This is a genomic window from Flavobacteriales bacterium (assembly GCA_026129465.1).
Classification (GTDB): Bacteria; Bacteroidota; Bacteroidia; order Flavobacteriales_F; family PHOS-HE28; genus PHOS-HE28.
The window spans coordinates 1,210,390-1,229,151 of sequence record JAHCIA010000001.1 but is presented as its reverse complement, the minus strand read 5'-3'; the positions used below and the strand labels follow the sequence as shown (position 1 = coordinate 1,229,151).

The following is an 18,762-nucleotide window of genomic DNA, read 5'->3' as shown; positions in this document are numbered from 1 at the left end:
TGACAACAGCCATCAACCACCAATCCACCAGACCATGTCCAATTACAAGTTCAAGGGCAATGCCTTCAAATACAACCGGGTCGGTTACTACCGCGGCAAGGCCGAGGATATCATGCTCGGTTGCTATGGCAGCAAGCGATCAAGCATGAACAACGGCACCTATCTCGATGTAGGCAACAAACTTCCAGTGACCGCGATGGACAACGTGCAGATCCATACTTACGGACCGATCGCCATTGATTGGAGCAAAGTGGCCAAAGGGGATCTGGCTTTGAGCGGTACAGTCAAGTATATCAAAGGAGATGGAGCCAAAGCGGACCTGAGTCATTCATCGGCCGCGATGGCCAATTTGGTATTGATGAAGTTCATCATCTACCGCGATCAATTGCGGGATGCGGTGAATGACCATGCGCCCAAGGCCTTGTCCTCGTTGGCCAGCGGATCTGATGGCCGCTTGGTAAGTGCCATCTGGGTGGCCATGGAAGGACGATTCGCAACGGAGGTCACGACCGAAGGCCGTGTGGAATTCGCGGCCTCGCAGCAAGGTTTCGACATCAAGATCAAGGCGGGGAAGTCCTCCACGGTGAAGTCTACCGTGACCATCGGAACGAACAGCACCTTCGCCTACATGCTGCACAAAGTCGTCAAGTGGGGTTCAAGGAAGAAGGTCATTGAGAAGTTGAAGGATGATCCGCATGGCTGACACTTGTTGACTTCGGGAGGTCTCGTGCTGAGCTTCCAAGAGCAGAGCGTTCTCAAATTGGCGGGGTCAAGGATCAGCAACGGATACAGTTTGCTCGCCTCGCCCTGGATCGCTTTCTGGGGATGCGGTACATGGCTCATTATCGCGTCGGTTCGATATGTCTGTATGACGGGCATACGCCGTCCATCACAGCTCATTTCCTTAACATTGGCTGCACACTCTCCCTCATTTTCCGATCGTATCCATCGCAAGCATGTCCTACAAGCAAAGGATCCAGGAAGCCCTGAAGAACCGCCACGGATCCGCACCAGGCAAGATCATCATCCTCGTCATCATCGCCTCCGTCATCACCTTGTCGCTACTGGCCCTTTGTATTGTGGCCGCTCCAGAAGGCTTGGGTGCCTCCTACCATTTCTACGATGAGCGCGGAGCGGTCACGGCGCTTTCCGCGCTCTGCATGGCCTGGGGCGGCGCCTTCGCATTGGTCACCGCGCTCCAGATGGGGCGCGAGCCCTTCCGCACACGGCTGTTCTGGTCCCTGGCTGCGGCTGGCCTGGCCTTCATGGCGGTGGACGAACTCGTCGGTTTCCACGAGGCCATCGGGGATGTCACTCCAGGTGTGGAGACCTCAGGGGAGAGGGTCTTCGGCATCTTCCGTGGCTGGAACGACATCATTGTGATCCTCTACGGCGTGGTGGCCCTTTTGGCCGGCCTGTGGTTCCTGCCCGAGGTGCTGCGCCCACCGCGTTTCGCGGAATTGATCGCCTTGGGTTTCGCGGCCTTCGTGGCGCACACTGTGATCGACAGCATCTCCGAGCCGCCCTCGCACACCTCCGTGATACTGGAGGAATCGGCCAAGGTCTATTGTGTGCTCTTCATGGCCCTGGCGATGTTCACCGCCATGCGCTGGGCCTTGGGGCGGAGGTTTGCTGGATCGATCGGCTGACTCGAAGGACGACCGCCGGTCCAAAGGAGATCGAGGCAGGCGTTCAGGCGACCAGCCCCTCCACCACCTCCACCGGGTCCTTCGCGCCCTCCACCATGCCCAGCACCTTCAACATCACGCGGTCCAACAGGGAGTCCGGACAACTGGCACCGCTGGTGAGGATGATGGTGATGGGGCGTTTCGCCGGAAGCCAATGCTTCGTGGTCTCCAGCTTTTGCGCCGGGTAGTTGAAGTGCCGTATCGCTTCCTCACTGAGGATCTCGCCCTCATCCTTGATGAAGAAGGTGGGGAACCTCCGCTCCAGCAACTCCACCAGGTGGCTGGTGTTGCTGCTGTTGTAGCCGCCCACCACCAAGGCCAGGTCGGCCTCGGCCCGCAGCAGTTCGTTGGTGGCGTCCTGGTTGTCGTTGGTGGCGTAGCAGAGCGTGTCGCGCGTGTCGGCGAAGTGGGCCTTGAGGTAGGCATCGCCGTATTTGCGCACCATCACCTGCTTGAAATGGTCGGCGATGGCCTGCGTTTCGGTGGCCAGCATGGTGGTCTGGTTCACCACGCCCAAGCGCTGGAAGTCCCGCGCGGGATCGAAGCCTTCGCTGGCGCGCGCACGGAAGACCTGCTCGAAGGTCTCCAGCGGCTCTTCACCCAGGATGATGCGGCCCAGCAACTCGGCCTCGGCCATATCGCGCAGCACCACGGCGGGCGCCTTCCGCACCGTGTGGCTGAAGGTGGCGCGTGTCTCCTCGTGCTTCGCCTTGCCGTGGATGATCACCGTGTACCGCTGGTCGCCGAGCTGGTCGCTGCGCTTCCACACCTTTTCCACGAAGGGGCAGGTGGTGTTGTGCTTCAGCGGGTCGATGCCGATGGCCCTCAACCTCGCCTCGGTCTCCAAGGTGGTGCCGAAGGCGGGTATGATCACGATATCGTCCGGCCCCAGTTCGTCCCAGTCCATCAGCATGTTGCCGTGCGTGTCCTGGATGAAGCGCAGGCCGTGGCTTTCAAGGTCCTCGTTCACCGCCGGATTGTGGATCATCTGGCTCAGCAGGAAGATCCGCTTGCCGGGGTTCTGTTCGATGGCCTGGTAGCTGATCTCGATGGCGTTCTCCACGCCGTAGCAGAAGCCGAAGTGGCGGGCGAAAACGAAGCGCACCGCCCCCAGGTCCAGCAGGGTGGGCGAGAGGTCCTTCTTCTTGGGGTCTTGCGTCTTGCGCCAGGCCTTCAGGCGCCCGATGAGTTCGCTGCGGTAGTGGGTGGGAATGGTGAAAGTGCGCACGGGGGTATCGGTATCGCGGACGGGTTCCGAACGCCAAAGGTACCCGGCCGGTTCATGGGCATGACCGGATCCGGCCCATCATCTGCTGCCGGAAGGGTCGCTGAGGCATTAATTCCCAGCAAGTTTGCCTACATTCGCGGCCCCTTTCGGGGACATGTTCGCGCAGGGACGCAGCGGACCAACCAACAACCCCTTCCGGCCAGCGCCCCCCAGGACCGGGATACAAGCTTGAACAGCCCTATGGCTGAAGAAACACAACAGGCCGAACAGGCCACCCCGCCCGCCAAGGCCGAACGCCGGACGCCGGTGAGCACCAAGGTGGGCAACCGCACCACCATCACCTTCGCCGAACCCCCCGCCGATTTCGACTGGGGCGTGGTGGAGGCCGACGCCCTGCCGGGTGCCGTGGACCGCGACACCATGGAGAAGGCCTATGAGGACACCCTCAGCAGCATCTCCGAGAAGCAGGTGCTCATGGGCACCGTGGTGGGCATGAACAAGAAGGAGGTGGTGATCAACATCGGCTACAAGTCCGAGGGCGTGGTCCCCATCAGCGAATTCCGCTACAAGGCCGATCTCGCCATCGGCGACCAGGTGGAGGTCTACATCGAGAAGCAGGAGGACAAGACCGGTCAGATGGTGATCAGCCACAAGACCGCCCGTGTCCACAACGCGTGGGGCAAGGTGAACCACGCCATGGAGACCAGCGAGATCATCACCGGCTACGTGAAGTGCCGCACCAAGGGCGGCCTTATCGTGGACGTGTTCGGCATCGAGGCCTTCCTGCCCGGCAGCCAGATCGATGTGAAGCCCATCCGCGACTACGACCAGTACGTGGGCAAGAACATGGAATTCAAGGTGGTGAAGATCAACCAGGAATTCAAGAACGTGGTGGTCTCCCACAAGGCGCTGATCGAAGCCGAACTGGAAGCCCAGAAGAAGCAGATCATAGGCGGCCTGGAGAAAGGCCAGGTGCTCGAGGGCACCGTGAAGAACATCACCAGCTACGGCGTGTTCGTGGACCTCGGCGGTGTCGACGGCCTCATCCACATCACCGACCTGAGCTATGGCCGCGTGAGCCACCCCGAGGAAGTGGTGAAGCTCGACGAGAAGATCAACGTGGTGATCCTCGACTTCGACGACGAGAAGAAGCGCATCGCCCTTGGTCTGAAGCAACTGCAATCGCACCCCTGGGACGCCCTCAGCGCCGACATGAACGCCGGCGACAAGGTGAAGGGCAAGGTGATGGTGATCACCGACTACGGCGCCTTCGTGGAAGTGGCCCCCGGCGTGGAAGGCCTGCTGCACGTGAGCGAGATGAGCTGGAGCCAGCACCTGCGCAGCCCCAAGGACTTCCTCAAGGAAGGGCAGGAGATCGATTGCGTCATCCTCAACATCGACCGCGAAGAGCGCAAGATGAGCCTGGGCATGAAGCAACTCGCCGCCGACCCCTGGGCCGACATCGAGTTCAAGTACCCGCTCAAGAGCAAGCACACCGCCAAGGTGCGCAACTTCACCCACTTCGGCATCTTCGCCGAACTGGAGGAAGGCGTGGACGGCCTCATCCACATCAGCGACCTCAGCTGGACCAAGCGCATCAAGCACCCCAGCGAGTTCTGCAACGTGGGCGACGAGATCGAAGTGGTGGTGCTGGAAGTGGACAAGGACAACCGCCGCCTCAGCCTCGGCCACAAGCAGGTGGAGGAGAACCCCTGGGAAGTGTTCGCAGGCGTCTTCACGCCCGGCAGCACGCATGAGGGCACCATCACCGGCCGTGCCGGTCAGAACTTCGTGGTGAGCCTGCCCTATGGCGTGGAAGGCACCGTCACCGCCAAGCACCTGAAGAAAGCCGACGGCTCCAAGGCCGAAGTGGAGGAGAAGCTCCCCTTCATGGTGCTGGAGTTCAATGGCGAGGCGCGCCGCATCACCCTCAGCCACACGCGCACCTTCGAGGAGGGCGAGGAGCCCATCGAGGCACCTGCCGCCAAAGGCAAGCGCACGCGCAAGGAAGGCGATGGCGCCGCCAGTGCCAGCCTGAAGAGCGTGAATGACAAGGTGGAGAAGAGCACCCTGGGCGATCTGGGCGTGCTGGGCGATCTGAAGAGCGCCATGGAGACCAAGGAGCGCGCCACCAAGGGCAAGAAAGCCAAGGAGGAGGAAGCCGGCGACGAAGCCGAGTAAGGCGACCCCTGCGCCAAACAAGCTGCGAAGCCCGGCCCCCAGCGGCCGGGCTTCGTGCATTCAGATGTCTTCGGTCGTCCTTGTTCCCTGTCGGCAGGGAGATCCCGTGGTGTGCAATGACTGACAAGATGTGGTTGTCAGTGCAAGCGTCACGGTGACCCACCGGAGCGACAACTCCAATTCAAGTCTTTGGGGCGCGGATCGCATGAATTGCCTGTAGTCAACACGTGATCCATCGAATTATGCGCATGGCATACACGGAATGGATCCTTCTGCTACATTCACCATCATGAACGCCCGGCCTGAGCAACGCATCCTTCGCGCCGCAGCGCCGCTGGACCGCTGGACCGCTGGACCGCTGGACCGCTGGACCGCTGGACCGCTGGACCGCTGATCTTGCAACACCACAAGGTAGCGGCGACCATCCTCCGCGCCTAAGCAAGGGCGCACCGTCTTTCCACACGCGCTGTGCGGTAACGATCACCGCTGTTGATGACCGCTCCGCGCTGCGCACCAAACAGCGCTTGCGACGGCCCCGGCCCGAAAGCCGCAGGGCAGAAGGGCTGGGGTACACACCGGACACGCGCTGGTGAAGCGCAATAGGCAGCGCAACGCCCACCGAAGGCGGTCTTACCTTCGGATGCCCCACCGCAACCCGCGACGGATGGAGCATTATCCCCAGCGGAAGAAGACCGGGCCTACTTGCCTGCCGAAGGCAGGTGCTGCCGGTCATCACGAACAATGCGAACGACGATGCTTCCTTGCGCGATGAACGGTGGGTGGCCGGGCAGTAGCCTCGGCTGCATGCTCGGTTGCCTCTTGTTCATGGCCGCTTTGCCCTGTATGGCCCAGAACCTGGTGCCCAACCCCTCCTTCGAAGAAGCGGATACCTGCTTGATCTTGAACACGTATTACTACCCGGAAACAGGGCCGCTCCATTGGTTCACAGGTGGCGGATCGACAGATCACTTCCAAAGCTGTTTGCCCTTTGGTGCATTCAATGGCGTGCCATTGAACGCTGCGACATTCCAGTATCCATACGAAGGCGAGGCCTACGCCGGGATGATTACGTACAACGAGCAGTTTGGTGTGCGTGAATATTGGATGGTGGAATTGACATCCCCGCTGGTGGTCGGGCAAACCTACTATGCGAGCTTCTATGCGAACGCTGCCTTTCGCAATGATGGGCAAAGCAATCAGGCATGGGTCGCATCAAGCGGAGTGGGGATGCTCTTTACCATGGAGCCACGTCAATACGAAGCCGGGGATCCCTTGCCGACGCCTGTGAACCATGCTCATATCCAACACGCCGGCATACTTGCGGACACTGCGGAATGGACCTTGGTGAGCGGAAATTTCGTGTCAGACAGCGCTTACCGGTACGTGATGCTGGGCAACCACTTCGACAACGCCAATACGGACACGCTGCACTTGGAACACCTTACGATCCAAGGCCGCGGGTATACGGTGATCGACAAAGTGTGCGTTTCGCCGGACCCGGATGGCTGCCCGATGGCGCTTGGGGTTCCTGAAACGGTGCAGGACGGTGTGGTGCTTTTCCCGAACCCGGCTTTCGGCGTAGTGTGCATGAGCGGTTTGTCGCAGTGTACACAGGTGGCGATATACGACTCTTTGGGGCGGCAGCTATGGACAGGGAATGCAGTAGCTGGAACATGGCGCATGGATGTGGGCGCATGGGCGCGGGGTGCTTATCTGTTGTGCATGGAGCAAGGCGGGAGACAACGTTCGTTCAAGTTCGTGTTGGCCGAATAGCATCGGTCTGGTCTTGTTGGTAACAACAAGCACAACGAACCATGAAAGCGAAGAATTTCTTGCGGTCATCCGTGATGGCCGTATGCATGCTGGCCCTTGGGGTTGGGCATTCACAGGTGACATTTGAGGGAAATAACAGCCTCAATTCAGCGACCGATTTCGTCGGCTGGGACAATACGGTGACGAACGACCCGCTGATGATCCGGCACGATGCGAACCAGCCGATCGAGTTCTACACACATGGCCTGCAACGGATGCGGCTTTATCCCACCGGAACCATCAATGTGAACACCTACCCTGGCATTCCGCAGAACGGCTATTTGGGCATCAGCAACCAGCCCCTGTTCTTCACCAATACCCAGGGGCCATTCACCAGGTTGCATCTGGCCGATAGCACCACCAATTCACCGGGTGTCTATGCGCAGCAGCGCGGCTTCCGGCCCTGGCAGCGCAATGGTGTCACCTTCACCGGCAATGGGGACCATGGATACGTGGGCCAGAAGTACCACTTCAACAGCGGAGGCGGACTGATCAACGACCGCACGGACATGGTGGTGCAGTGGAGCAATGACCTGGATGGTTCGTTCGGGCCAGACATCCTCACCTTCCGGTTCACCACATCGCCGCTGGCAGGAACGAACACCGGAGCGCGCAGCTATGAAGGACTGGAAGGCATGCGGCTGTTCCCGGAAAGCCACCACAGCATACTCGTGGGAATTGGTGATTACCAGGCGGAAAGCTTTGTGCAAGGGGTGGACATTCAGCCTGAGGAGCGCCTCGACATCCTGGACCGTACCATCCGCCTGCGGGATTTCGTGCATCCTACGCTCTACCGGAATGATTCGCTGTACCGTGTTCTGGTGGCCGACTCCACCGATGGACGGGTCTATTGGCGGCCGATCGACAACTTCAACGGTTCCGACTGCACCTGGACGCTGCAAGGCCCGCCGGGTTCCAACAGTTCCATCTCCACGGCCTACCCGGCCAATCCCGGCTGCCCGCAGATGCCGCAGGGCGTGGGCATCGGCCTGCAGTTGCCCAAGGCCAAGTTGGACGTGCATCATGAGGTCTTCTCCGAGTTGGACCGTATCGCGATCCGCGGCACAGTGGTGCCGAATGTCCAACAGGATCATTTCGGGATGTATGGGTTCTGCCTACCCACCGGCGCAGCAGTGGGCCTGAACAGCTACGGTGTGCGCGGCCTGTCCCGCAATGGCCGCGGTACATACGGCGTATCCGGCCGTGGAGAGTTGACCACCACGCAAGCGGCTTTGGGTGGGTCAGTCTATGGTGTGCATGGCGTGGCAGTGAAGTCCTTCAATTTGGGCACTGGGTTAGTTGCAAGCGTGTATGGCCAGGCCATTGTCCCCGACACTTCCATGGCCAACTGGTGGGGCGGCTACTTCGAGGGCCGCGGTTTTCTGGGCGCCTCGGCATGGACCTATTCCGACGCGAACCTGAAGACCGGCATCGAGGAGCTGGCCTTGGAGGAGGCGCTGGACCTGGTGCTGCAACTGAAGCCCAAGCGCTACGCCTTCGCCGCTGCCGAGATGCCTTACCTCTCCCTGCCCACGGGCGGGCAGATCGGTCTGCTCTCGCAAGAGGTGGAAGCCATCCTGCCGGAACTGGTCATGGACGTGGAACGCCCTGCGGCGATCGACAGCACGGGCACGGAGACCGAGCCGGCACTGACCTTCAAGGCCATGAACTATGATGGGCTGATCCCCGTGCTGGTGGGCGCCGTGCAAGCGCAACAGCAGGTCATCGCCCAGCTACAGGAACAGATGGCCGCCATGCAAGAGCAAGTGGCCGCCTGCTGCGCCCAGGACACGGACAAGGCCTACCAGCCCGGGCCGATGGACGGCCACGGCGAGGTGAAGAAGGACCCCACCTTGGAGCGCCTGCTGCGCATCGACCCCAACCCCTTCACCGACGCCACCACCGTGCGATACACGCTGGAACGCACGGGCCGCATGCAACTGCTGGTGAACAGCGGCGACGGCAAGCAACTCCAGGTCTTGCATGAGAGCCTGGCCTCCGCAGGCGATCACCATTACGACTGGCACACCGCGCAGCTGGCACCGGGCGTGTACTACGTGACGCTGTTGCTGGATGGCGAGCCGCTGGTGAAGCGGGCGGTGAAGGTGCGGTAGTGCAGCGAGAGCAGAGCGCAAAGGTGGGAGGGTGCGCGGGTGGTGGGATCCATCTTGCGCACCCTCTCACCCCTCCTCCGCGACAACAGTTTTCCAAAGCCAGCATCGTCCCTTTTCGCCGCCGGTTAACTTCGCCGCCATGCGGCCGGTGACCATCCTCTCGGGCAAAGCCTTGGAGCTGACCGTGGAGCGGCTGTGCCACCAATTGATCGAGGACCACGGCGACCTCACCGGCGTAGCGCTCATCGGTCTGCAGCCCCGCGGCATTCTGCTGGCCCGCCGCCTGCGCGCCGTGCTGGCCCGCATCCTCGGTGGTGAGCAACTCCAGTACGGCGAGCTCGACATCACCTTCCACCGCGACGACTTCCGCCTGCGCACCACGCCGCCCACGCCCAGCGCCACACAACTGGATTTTTCCCTCGACGGCCGCAAGGTGGTGCTGGTGGACGATGTGCTCTTCACCGGCCGCACCATCCGCGCCGGCCTCGACGCCCTGCTCGCCTTCGGACGACCCGCCACCGTGCAACTCCTGGTGCTCATCGACAGACGCTTCAGCCGAGAACTGCCCATCCAACCCGACCACGTGGGCCGCTGGGTGGACAGCATCGCCGGGCAGCATGTGACCGTGGAGTGGCGCGAGACCGACGGCCAGGACCGCGTGCTGCTCCACGGTGCCGACGTGGACGCCACCGACGCGGCCAGCATCGCCCAAGGTGTGGGACAATGACCAAGCGCCAAGCACACCCATGAGCCCGGCACCCGACACCTCCCTGGACAGCCCCAGCGGCCAGCTCAGCACCGAGCATCTGCTGGGCATCCAGGACCTCAGTGCCGAAGACATCCAGCTCATCTTCCGCACCGCCGACGGTTTCAAGGAAGTGCTGGGCCGTCACATCAAGAAGGTGCCTTCGCTGCGCGACATCACCATCGCCAACCTCTTCTTCGAGAGCAGCACCCGCACCCGCGTCAGCTTCGAGCTGGCCGAGAAGCGCCTCAGCGCCGACGTGGTGAACTTCAGCGCCAGCGGCTCCAGCGTGAGCAAGGGCGAGACGTTGGTGGATACGGTGAACAACATCCTGGCGATGAAGGTGGACATGGTGGTGATGCGCCATCCCGACCCCGGCGCCGCCATCTTCCTGAGCCGCCACGTGGACGCCCGCATCGTGAATGCCGGTGACGGCACCCACGAGCATCCCACCCAGGCCCTGCTGGACGCCTACAGCATCCGCGAAAAGCTCGGAAGGGTGAAGGGCGTGAAGGTGCTCATCGCGGGCGACATCCTCCACAGCCGGGTGGCCCTCAGCAACATCCTCTGCCTGAAGAAGCTCGGCGCCGAAGTGATGCTCTGTGGCCCGGCCACGCTGATGCCCCGGCACGTGGAAAGCCTGGGCGTGACCGTGGAGCACGACCTGGACAAGGCGCTGGCCTGGTGCGATGTGGCCAACATGCTGCGCATCCAGATGGAACGGCAGGGGGGCGATGGCCTGGCCAACTTCCCCAGCCTGCGCGAGTACGCCATGCTCTATGGGCTGGACCTGGCCCGATACCAGCGTGTGGGCCGCGACATCACCATCATGCATCCGGGGCCCATCAACCGCGGGGTGGAGGTCACCAGCGAGGTGGCCGACCACGCCAACAGCATCATCCTGGACCAGGTGGAGAACGGTGTGGCCATCCGCATGGCGGTGCTCTATCTGCTGGCCGCCCGGATCCCACGCGGCCATGTGTGAGACCGCGCCCGCCGCGCCTTGCCCTTTCGGATCCCGGCCCTGATTATCTTTGACCGGAACACCGGACCATGAACTTCACCATCGAAGACAAAGGCCGCTACACCTTGGTGACCAGCAACGTGGAGAAGCTGGATACCACCTGCGCGCCTGAATTGAAGAGCGAACTGGTCTACCTGAACAAGACCAACGTGCGGAACGTGATCATCGATCTGGCCGCCACGCGCTACTGCGATTCCAGCGGGCTGAGCGCCCTGCTCGTGGCCAACCGCCTGTGCAAGAGCGTGAACGGCTCGTTGGTCGTGTGCGGCCTGCAGGAACCCGTGCAGAAACTGGTGCAGATATCCCAGTTGGAGAGCGTGCTCTCCATCACCCCCACGGCCGCCGAGGCCGTCGACCTGCTCTACATGGAGGAGATCGAGAAAGACATCAACAAGGAACCGTGACCCACCTTCCCATGAGGAAAACCCTACTCCCGATCCTGCTGGTCATCGCCACCCGTGCCCTGGCACAGCCGTGCACGCCCAACCCGCTTTACGCGGACAGCCTCTTCGGCGTGTGGCCCGACACCACCACCAATTTCACCTGGGGCACCATGGGCCAGCCCTACTTCCAGGACCTGAATCTGATCGTGCCGCAGAACGCCGGGGTGATCAATCCCGCCTTCGAGGGCCAGATGATCGATTCGGTGGCCTTTACCGGCATCAGCGGCCTGCCCAATGGACTGGCCGTGCTCTGCAACTCGCAGACCGGCGCGCCCTGCTCCTACATCACGGGCCAGCTGGGTTGCGGCGTGATCCAGGGCACCCCCACGGAGCATGGTGATTTTCCGCTGGTGCTGAACGTGCTGGCCTACACCAACCTGTTCGGCAACGTCATCCCCATCCCGTACAGCTTCACCGGCTACAAGATCTTCATCTCGCAGAGCGTGAGCGTGCAGGAGGTGGCCATGGTGCCCGGCCTGGGCCATGTGCGCAACGTGCCCAACCCCTTCAGCGTGCGCACCCAGATCGAGTTCCAGATGGCCCGTGCCGGCGAGGTGCGCGTGCGGGTCTTCAACCTGCTGGGCGAAGAGTTGTGGAAGCAGACGCTCCACGGCAAGGCGGGCATCAACCGCATCCCCTTCGAGAACCGCGACCTGCAGGAGGGTGTTTATCTCTACAAGGTGGAAAGCGGCAAGGAGGCCTTCACCGGCCGCATGGTGCTGCAACGCTGATCCCCTTCCGACCCAAGCCCCGAAGGCCCCGATCCCGCACGACAGGACCGGGGCCTTCGCTTTGCAAGCATGGCGCTCCGCAGATTCGATGTGATCCCCCTCGGCACTGGTGCGGCCTTGCCCGCCCGGGGCAGGCACCCCTCGGCGCAGCTGCTCAACGTGCACGAGGCGCTGTATCTGATCGATTGCGGAGAAGGCACCCAGGAACGGTTGCGCGAACTGGGGATCAACTTCATGCGTGTGGGCCATGTCTTCATCAGCCACATGCACGGCGACCACTACCTGGGCTTGATGGGCCTGCTCAGCACCATGCATCTGCTGGGGCGCAAGACACCGCTGCATGTGCACGGGCCGCCCGCGTTGCGCGAAGTGGTCGATGTGCAGTTGCGCGCCTCGGAGACCTGGTTGCGATTTCCGGTGGAGCATCGTGCGCTAACGCCTGCGAACGGCATCCTGGCCTGGCAGGATGAACGCGTGGAGGTACGCCTGCTCGCCCTGCGCCACCGCATCCCCTGCACAGGCTTCGTCTTCCGCGAGAAGCCAGCGCCGCGTCCACTGCGCCTTGATCGCCTGCATCTGGTGCCGCACTTCCGCCGCGATGCGGTGAAGCTCGGCGATGATCTCGTCCTGGCCGATGGCAGCACGATGCCCAATGCGGAGCTGACCTTGGAGCCACCGCCGGTGCGCAGCTACGCCTATTGTTCCGACACCGCCTATGAGACCGCGCTGATCCCCCATCTCCGAGGAGTGGACCTGCTCTACCACGAGGCCACCTTCACCGAGCAACTGGCGGCCCGCGCCAAGGAGACCTACCACACCACCGCCGCGCAGGCCGCCACCCTGGCGCGCGATGCCGGCGTGGGCAGGCTGCTGCTGGGCCACTTCAGTTCGCGCTACAAGACGGTGGAGCCGCTGCTGGCTGAGGCCCGAGCCATCTTTCCGGCCACGCTGCCCGCCCAGGAGGGCGTGTCGTACACCCCTGGCGCCAACGAACAGGCGTGAAGAACTTCCCATCCGGCCGAGCCCCTGCTGTGATAGCTTTGCGCTCTCTTTGGAACGATCCTAAATAACCCATGCGCATCCGCACGCTCCTGGCCGACCAAGGCGAACTCGCCCTCATCGGGCTGCGCGCCATCCTGGCCAAAGTGGACCGGGTGGAGCTGGTGGGTGCCGCACGCGACGCGATCGAGCTCCAGGCCCAACTGGTGCGGCTGCGCCCGGATGTGGTGCTGATCGACCATACCTCCGAGGGCTTCGGCGCCTCGGCCATCCGCGATGGTATGCGCCGGGCCAAACGCGCCCGCTTCGTGGCCATTACGCCCGATCCATCCCCCGCCACCCTGCGCAGCGCCATACGCGCCGGGGTCACGGGCTACATCCGGAAGGATTGCGGTGTGGAGGAGATCATCGAGGCCGTGTTGCGCACGGCGGAAGGGGAGAAGTTCTACTGCGGCAAGGTGCTCGCTGCGCTGGAACGCACCGGGGTGGACAGCGCGAAGTTCCTGGCCGAACCGCTCACCTGCGATCCCGTGTCCCTCACCGAGCGCGAATGCGAAGTACTGGCCTTGATCGCCGAGGGCCGCTCCTACACACGCATCGCCGAGCATCTCAACCTCAGCGCGCATACGGTGAACACCCACCGGCGCAACATCATGCAGAAGCTGGGGGTGAACAACACCGCCGCCGTGGTGATGTATGCCATGCGCAACGGGCTGGTGAGTCCGAACAAGTTCCTCTTCGACCCCGTGCGTTGAGCACGGCCGGGCCGGTACCTTTCCGCCATGTCCGGCGAACTGGTCATCGGCGAGGTGGGCGGCAGTTCCTCCCGCTGGGCCTGGCTGCCCGATACGGGCGATGGGCGGGTGCTGCCGCTCAAAGGCCGGCCACTGCTGGGATACAACCCGCTGAGTGGCGATGCCCAGGTCTTCACCGCCAACCTGTTGGAGCGTTTCAAAGAGGACCTGCCGGACCTGCTTCGGTCGCCAAGGGTGGTGGTCTTCGCCGCCGGTTGTTCTTCGCCCGATCGCCGCGAGGCCATGCATGCCGCGCTCAAGGGCATCTGGCCACAGGCCGCGATCCAGGTGGACACCGACCTGATGGGCGCGGCGCTGGGCTTGTGCGGGGATCGGCCGGGCCTGGTGCTCATCCTCGGTACCGGCATGAATGCCGGCTGGTACGATGGCAGGCACCTTTTCACACCGATGCCTTCGCTGGGCTGGGCCTTGGGCGATGAGGGCAGCGGCGCTGACATCGGTAGGACCCTGTTGCAGGATGCCTTTTACGGCCGCATGCCGCAGGCCGTGCGCACGGCGCTCTTCGGACCTGATGGTCCCGACCTCGCCGCCACACTCGCGGATATCCACCGCTCACCCTTTCCGGCGCGTGCGCTCGCGGGCTACACGGCCCTGCTGGTGCCACACATCCACGAGCCCTACGTGCGCGAGTTGCTCACCGGCCGCTTCCATGCGCTGGCGGAATTGCTCGCCACCTTCTTCGGCCCGGAGCGCAGGATGGAAGTGCATGCCACGGGGTCGGTGGCCCACGGCTTCCGGGAGATACTCGCCGAATGCCTGCTGGACCGTGGTATGACGCTCATGGCCGCGGAGCCCGATCCGCTGCCAGGCCTGGTGCGCTGGTACCGGCAGGCGCCATAGACCCTGCTGAGCCGCCAAGCAGTTCGCCCAGCCGTGCCATGGCCGCCGTGTTGTGCGCGCTGCCCAGGCCGCGCAACACCCGCTTGCGTTCCAGCGCGGTCAGGTGCCAGCTCAGGGAGATGCGCTCCTCCTCGTCGCGCCGCAATTCCACGTCCACCACTTCCATGGGGAAGCCCATCCAGGCGCTGGCCTGCCGCATCATCAGGTCGTAGTCCTGGTCCTGGATGCGCACCACGTTGTCGTACACGTTGCCCAGGGGATCGACGACCCGGCCGAAGAGCGTGCTGGCCGTGGCCTCCACGTCGATGTCGCGCGGCGTGTCGCGCAATTGCAGCATCACCACGCCGGAGGTGTTCTCCGCGATCCAATCCCGGAAGGTGTGCAGGAAGGCCAGGGTGACGCGGTAGCCGTAGTTGTCGCGCAGGCCGGCGTCCATCACGCGCATGGGAGGCTCACTGGGCAGGGTCACCAACGGGGTGATGTAGGGGAAGGTGGCGTTCATGCGCAGCGCCGTGACAAGCTTGAGGCGGCCGGCGCGCTGGTCCTTGTAGAAGCGTTGGAATTCGATCGCCTCCGGCTGTCCACTGCGCATCAGCTGACTTTCGGGCACCATGTGCGTCAGGAAGGCCATGGGCCGGGAGGCGATCACCAGGCGGCGGCCATCGTTGATGGAAGCGGGGCTGATCACCAGTGCGGGGGTGCGTGCCTCCCGCTCGGCCTGGGCCATGTCATCCAGCCGCACATCCAGCAGCCCGTGTGTCATCAGGTCCAGCCGGCGGTCGAAGGCATGGCCGCGGTCGAAGGTGTAGCGCAGGTCGCCATCGCGCAGCTTGCGGTAGCGCACGAACATGTCGTTGGTGACGAAGTTGAAGGCCACGGGGTTGAGCAGGTCCGCGCTGAGTTCATCCAGCAGGGTGGGGCTGTATCGGCGCATGGTGCCCTGCTCCGCATCGGCCAGGGCCAGTTGGCGGTAGTAGGCCGCGCCGATCAATCCGCCCGATGATCCCGTCAGCAGGGCGGTCCGGTCCATCAGGGTGCCACCCGCCAGACTGTCCGCCACCTGCAGGCAGCGGAAGGTCCACAGGAGCGCACGCTGTCCGCCACCGCTGGTGTTCACCAGCAGCATCAAGGGCTTGCCGTCTGCTGGAGCATGGGCCTCATTCTTCACGCGCCAGCGTTCCAAGGTCTCCAGCATCTCCTCGGCGTCCTGTTGCGCCGCGTCCGCATCCGAGCAAAGCGCGGCGATGTTGGCGCGGTCGTAGCGCGCGGGCGGCACCGTGTAGTCGAGTCCGAAGGCGTGGCTGTCGTGGAAGAAGAAGACCGTTCGATGGCTCAACGCGTGGAGCGCGATGGCGCCGAGCAGGAAGAGCGTGACGGTCCAGCCCTGCAACCAGCTGTACAGCGCGCTGAAGATCATCAGCAGCATGGTGAAGAAGAGGAAGGCGCTGGCCCCGGCGGGGATGGCGAAGAAACGCAGGTCGCTGAAGGCGCCCAGCAGCAGGAAGCTCAGCACCAGCACCACCTCGAAGATGGAGCCGTTCACGTGGTTCTGCCACAGCACGCCACGGAGCAGCTCCCGGTCGTAGTGGGCGCTGCTGCGCGCCAGCTTGATGCGCAGCCGGGGCGTGAGGTAGGTCTCCACACGCCATTTCTCCGTGCGCTGCGCCAGCCGCAGCCAGCGGTTGGCCTTGCGTTTCTCCTGGCGGTCGCGCGGCGGAGCGTCATGCGCCGGACCGATGATGTCCACCAAGGGTTCGGCGGGGCGGTACTCCTCGGGTTCGCCGCCCAGCAGCTTGATGATGTCCGTATTGGTGCGCGTGAAATAGAGCAGGGCCAGGCCCAGGAAGGCGAGCACCCCGCAGACGAAGCCCGCCAGGTGCAGGGCGATCCGCCAGGGCGGCATCAACTCCTTCTCGTGCTGGAAAACCGCGCTGCACCATAGATAGGTGAGGATGAAAAGCACGGGGATCGCCGCGTTGTTCACGTTGAACTTCAGGAAGGGCCTTGCCAGCGTGGAGATGAACGGGAAGCGGTAGCCGTGCATCGTGTAGCTATACAGGTTGAAGGCCGTGATGAAGCCGCCCAGCGCGAAGCCCGTGATGGCGAAGGCGAAGAAGCCCGTGCGCCCGAAGTATTCCGGGAACAGGAAGAGGTAGGGGATACCGTACTTCACGCCGATGCCCTCGGTGATGTAGCCGAAGAGCAGTAGCCAGAAGAGCAGCAGGAGGTGGTTCTTCTTCAGATGCAGCAACAGCAACTGCAGCGGAAAGAAGTACTGCACGCGCCGGATGCGCTGGCGGAAGGACTGTCGGGCGTGCATCGCTGTGCGGAACGGGACCGCATCAATGATACGGCCGCATGACGCGGCGTGTTGTGCCGGACGTCATGCTTCATCGACAGCCGGGGGTGGATGCCGCCTACACCTTTCGCAGCGTGATCGCCATCACCTCGGCTTCCAGCGCCTCGGCCTGTGCCTTGAGTTCCTCCGCCCGTGCGAGCACCTGCTTCTTGAAGGCCTCATCGCCCAATCCGGCGCAGTTGATGCGAACGTTGAGGTAGCCGCCGATCGCCCCGGTGCGCGCGCACAGGGCGCCCACACCGGCATCGCTCACGCTGGCTTCCAGGCCGGTCCCGGCCATGGCCTTCATCAGCGCCATGCTTTCCACGCACACCTCCATGGTGCGCAGCGGGGTGTTGATCGCGCCCTTGGTGGCCTCGTCGATCGCGGATTTGCGCGCGGCTTTTTCGGCGTCGTTGCCCTTGGGCATGCCGAAGCAGGCGATGATCCGGTCATAGGCCCGGGTGTCCTCGTCCACCAGGAAGAGCAGTTCGTTGCGGAGCGCCTCGCCTTGCACGGCCCAAGCGCTGTATGCCGCCCAGCGGTCGTCCCAGCCGCGTTTGTGCGCGCTGAGGTTGGCCACCATGGTGCCGAGCGCCGCGCCCAACGCGCCCACGTAAGCCGCCACACTGCCGCCGCCGGGGGCCGGGCTCTCGCTGGCGGCCTCCTCGCTGAAGCGCTTCAGGTCCATGCGCACCAGCCGCTCCTGTCCCGGTTCGGCCAGCATGTATTCGATCACCTTCTTCTCCGGATCGAAGGGCGCCAGATCGTCCAGCCCCAAGGACTTCACGGCGATCTTGATCTTCTCCCGTTCAGGGATGCCCAGGCTGCGTTCCTGGCGGGTGAGGAAGAAGTCCGCCGCGTCCAACAGCGCCTGCTTGGGGATCAGGCCCACCAGTTCGCTGCCGGTGACCCGGATGCCACGCTCCGCCGCGCTCTTGCAGGCCTCGTCGAAGGCCACATGCACCGGTGTCACCGTGATGTCGGTGAGATTGAGCGAGAGCTGTGCTATGCCGTACTCCTCGATGTACCAGCCGATGCCCTTCACGGCCTTGAGCTTGCCGGGGATCTTCACCGGTTCGCCATTGGCATCGTTGACGACCTTGCCCGTGAGGGGATCGCCCTCGCGTTTCACGCGTCCGGCCTCGCGGATGTCGAAGGCGATGGCGTTCGCGCGGCGCGTGCTGGTACTGTTCAGGTTGATGTTGTAGGCCACCAGGAAGTTGCGCGCCCCGATGGCGATGGCGCCGCTGCGGGCCACACGTTCGTTCCATTCCGCCGGGCCATGGTCGGGCTTCCAGGCGGTATCGCCGAGCTTCTTCTTCAGGCCCTCGTATTCGCCGCTGCGGTTGTTGGCCAGGTTGCGTCGCTTCTCCTCGCGCGCGGCGTTCTCGTAAAGGTAGACCGGTATCCCCAGTTCATCGCCCACGCGCTTCCCCAGTGCGCGCGCGTATTCCGCGCATTCGGCCATCGTCACCCCGCTGATCGGCACCAGGGGACAGACATCGGTGGCGCCGAAGCGCGGGTGCTCGCCGGTGTGGCCGCGCATGTCGATGAGTTCCTGCGCCTTCTTCACCAGCAGGAAGGCCGCCTCGCACACCGCCTCGGGCCCGCCCACGAAGGTGATCACCGTTCGGTTGGTGGCCTTTCCGGGATCGATGTCCAAGAGACGGACCCCTTCCACGGTGGTGACCACGTTGGCGATGGCGTCGATCTTGGCACGGTCGCGGCCCTCGCTGATGTTGGGCACACATTCGATCAGGCGGCGTTGCATGTCTTTGGAATTGGGCGGCAAAGCTAGGTG

At 63.4% G+C, this 18,762-nt stretch carries 15 protein-coding genes; 12 read left to right on the top strand and 3 right to left on the bottom strand.

The window, feature by feature from the left end:
• The first annotated feature begins 34 nt into the window (after positions 1-34).
• Positions 35-703 carry a hypothetical protein gene (locus KIT10_05260; GenBank protein ID MCW5898659.1) on the top strand — a complete coding sequence of 223 codons (669 nt, stop codon included), beginning with the start codon at positions 35-37 and terminating at the stop codon, positions 701-703.
• A 253-nt stretch (positions 704-956) separates the two neighbouring features.
• Entirely contained in the window at positions 957-1,649 is a 693-nt protein-coding gene (locus tag KIT10_05255) for a hypothetical protein (protein MCW5898658.1), read from the top strand.
• Positions 1,650-1,692: 43 nt separating this feature from the next.
• On the opposite strand, the gene KIT10_05250 is transcribed toward KIT10_05255, so the two are convergent.
• Positions 1,693-2,916: a 4-hydroxy-3-methylbut-2-enyl diphosphate reductase gene (locus tag KIT10_05250; protein MCW5898657.1), complete on the bottom strand. Its 1,224-nt coding sequence runs from the start codon at positions 2,914-2,916 to the stop codon at positions 1,693-1,695.
• A gap of 240 nt (positions 2,917-3,156) precedes the next feature.
• On the opposite strand from KIT10_05250, the gene rpsA reads away from it, so the two are divergent.
• The 10 genes from rpsA to KIT10_05200 all read left to right on the top strand — a co-directional run bounded on the left by rpsA (position 3,157) and on the right by KIT10_05200 (position 14,620).
• The gene (rpsA, locus tag KIT10_05245) at positions 3,157-5,097 is read left to right on the top strand and encodes a 30S ribosomal protein S1 (protein ID MCW5898656.1); all 1,941 of its coding nucleotides are present in this window, start codon (positions 3,157-3,159) and stop codon (positions 5,095-5,097) included.
• Positions 5,098-5,901: 804 nt separating this feature from the next.
• Positions 5,902-6,870, top strand: a complete 969-nt coding sequence (locus KIT10_05240; GenBank protein MCW5898655.1) for a T9SS type A sorting domain-containing protein — start codon at positions 5,902-5,904, stop codon at positions 6,868-6,870.
• A gap of 41 nt (positions 6,871-6,911) precedes the next feature.
• Positions 6,912-9,023 (top strand): tail fiber domain-containing protein, encoded by a 2,112-nt coding sequence (locus KIT10_05235; GenBank protein ID MCW5898654.1) that lies wholly within the window; start codon positions 6,912-6,914, stop codon positions 9,021-9,023.
• A 139-nt stretch (positions 9,024-9,162) separates the two neighbouring features.
• Entirely contained in the window at positions 9,163-9,750 is a 588-nt protein-coding gene (gene pyrR, locus KIT10_05230) for a bifunctional pyr operon transcriptional regulator/uracil phosphoribosyltransferase PyrR (GenBank protein ID MCW5898653.1), read from the top strand.
• A gap of 19 nt (positions 9,751-9,769) precedes the next feature.
• The gene (locus KIT10_05225) at positions 9,770-10,753 is read left to right on the top strand and encodes an aspartate carbamoyltransferase catalytic subunit (GenBank protein MCW5898652.1); all 984 of its coding nucleotides are present in this window, start codon (positions 9,770-9,772) and stop codon (positions 10,751-10,753) included.
• A gap of 68 nt (positions 10,754-10,821) precedes the next feature.
• Complete coding sequence (locus tag KIT10_05220) at positions 10,822-11,196, top strand: STAS domain-containing protein (GenBank protein MCW5898651.1); 375 nt, start codon at positions 10,822-10,824, stop codon at positions 11,194-11,196.
• 11 nt (positions 11,197-11,207) lie between these two features.
• Complete coding sequence (locus KIT10_05215) at positions 11,208-11,966, top strand: T9SS type A sorting domain-containing protein (GenBank protein MCW5898650.1); 759 nt, start codon at positions 11,208-11,210, stop codon at positions 11,964-11,966.
• Between the two features lie 69 nt (positions 11,967-12,035).
• Complete coding sequence (locus KIT10_05210) at positions 12,036-12,968, top strand: ribonuclease Z (protein MCW5898649.1); 933 nt, start codon at positions 12,036-12,038, stop codon at positions 12,966-12,968.
• A 71-nt stretch (positions 12,969-13,039) separates the two neighbouring features.
• The gene (locus KIT10_05205) at positions 13,040-13,720 is read left to right on the top strand and encodes a response regulator transcription factor (protein ID MCW5898648.1); all 681 of its coding nucleotides are present in this window, start codon (positions 13,040-13,042) and stop codon (positions 13,718-13,720) included.
• Positions 13,721-13,747: 27 nt separating this feature from the next.
• On the top strand, positions 13,748-14,620 hold the full coding sequence (locus KIT10_05200; GenBank protein MCW5898647.1) for a hypothetical protein: 873 nt from the start codon (positions 13,748-13,750) through the stop codon (positions 14,618-14,620).
• Here the strand turns inward: KIT10_05200 and KIT10_05195 are convergent.
• On the bottom strand, positions 14,559-16,940 hold the full coding sequence (locus KIT10_05195) for a hypothetical protein (protein MCW5898646.1): 2,382 nt from the start codon (positions 16,938-16,940) through the stop codon (positions 14,559-14,561). The genes KIT10_05200 and KIT10_05195 overlap by 62 nt on opposite strands.
• Before the next feature lie 97 nt (positions 16,941-17,037).
• Positions 17,038-18,732: a glutamate formimidoyltransferase gene (gene ftcD, locus KIT10_05190; protein MCW5898645.1), complete on the bottom strand. Its 1,695-nt coding sequence runs from the start codon at positions 18,730-18,732 to the stop codon at positions 17,038-17,040.
• Positions 18,733-18,762 lie beyond the last annotated feature (30 nt).

Coding starts and splice junctions, on each gene's coding strand:
- KIT10_05260 (MCW5898659.1), top strand. CDS start 35: ATGTCCAATTACAAGTTCAAGGGCAATGCCTTCAAATACAACCGGGTC.
- KIT10_05200 (MCW5898647.1), top strand. CDS start 13,748: ATGTCCGGCGAACTGGTCATCGGCGAGGTGGGCGGCAGTTCCTCCCGC.
- KIT10_05215 (MCW5898650.1), top strand. CDS start 11,208: ATGAGGAAAACCCTACTCCCGATCCTGCTGGTCATCGCCACCCGTGCC.
- KIT10_05220 (MCW5898651.1), top strand. CDS start 10,822: ATGAACTTCACCATCGAAGACAAAGGCCGCTACACCTTGGTGACCAGC.
- ftcD (MCW5898645.1), bottom strand. CDS start 18,732: ATGCAACGCCGCCTGATCGAATGTGTGCCCAACATCAGCGAGGGCCGC.
- KIT10_05210 (MCW5898649.1), top strand. CDS start 12,036: ATGGCGCTCCGCAGATTCGATGTGATCCCCCTCGGCACTGGTGCGGCC.
- KIT10_05235 (MCW5898654.1), top strand. CDS start 6,912: ATGAAAGCGAAGAATTTCTTGCGGTCATCCGTGATGGCCGTATGCATG.
- KIT10_05225 (MCW5898652.1), top strand. CDS start 9,770: ATGAGCCCGGCACCCGACACCTCCCTGGACAGCCCCAGCGGCCAGCTC.
- rpsA (MCW5898656.1), top strand. CDS start 3,157: ATGGCTGAAGAAACACAACAGGCCGAACAGGCCACCCCGCCCGCCAAG.
- pyrR (MCW5898653.1), top strand. CDS start 9,163: ATGCGGCCGGTGACCATCCTCTCGGGCAAAGCCTTGGAGCTGACCGTG.
- KIT10_05195 (MCW5898646.1), bottom strand. CDS start 16,940: ATGCACGCCCGACAGTCCTTCCGCCAGCGCATCCGGCGCGTGCAGTAC.
- KIT10_05255 (MCW5898658.1), top strand. CDS start 957: ATGTCCTACAAGCAAAGGATCCAGGAAGCCCTGAAGAACCGCCACGGA.
- KIT10_05205 (MCW5898648.1), top strand. CDS start 13,040: ATGCGCATCCGCACGCTCCTGGCCGACCAAGGCGAACTCGCCCTCATC.
- KIT10_05240 (MCW5898655.1), top strand. CDS start 5,902: ATGCTCGGTTGCCTCTTGTTCATGGCCGCTTTGCCCTGTATGGCCCAG.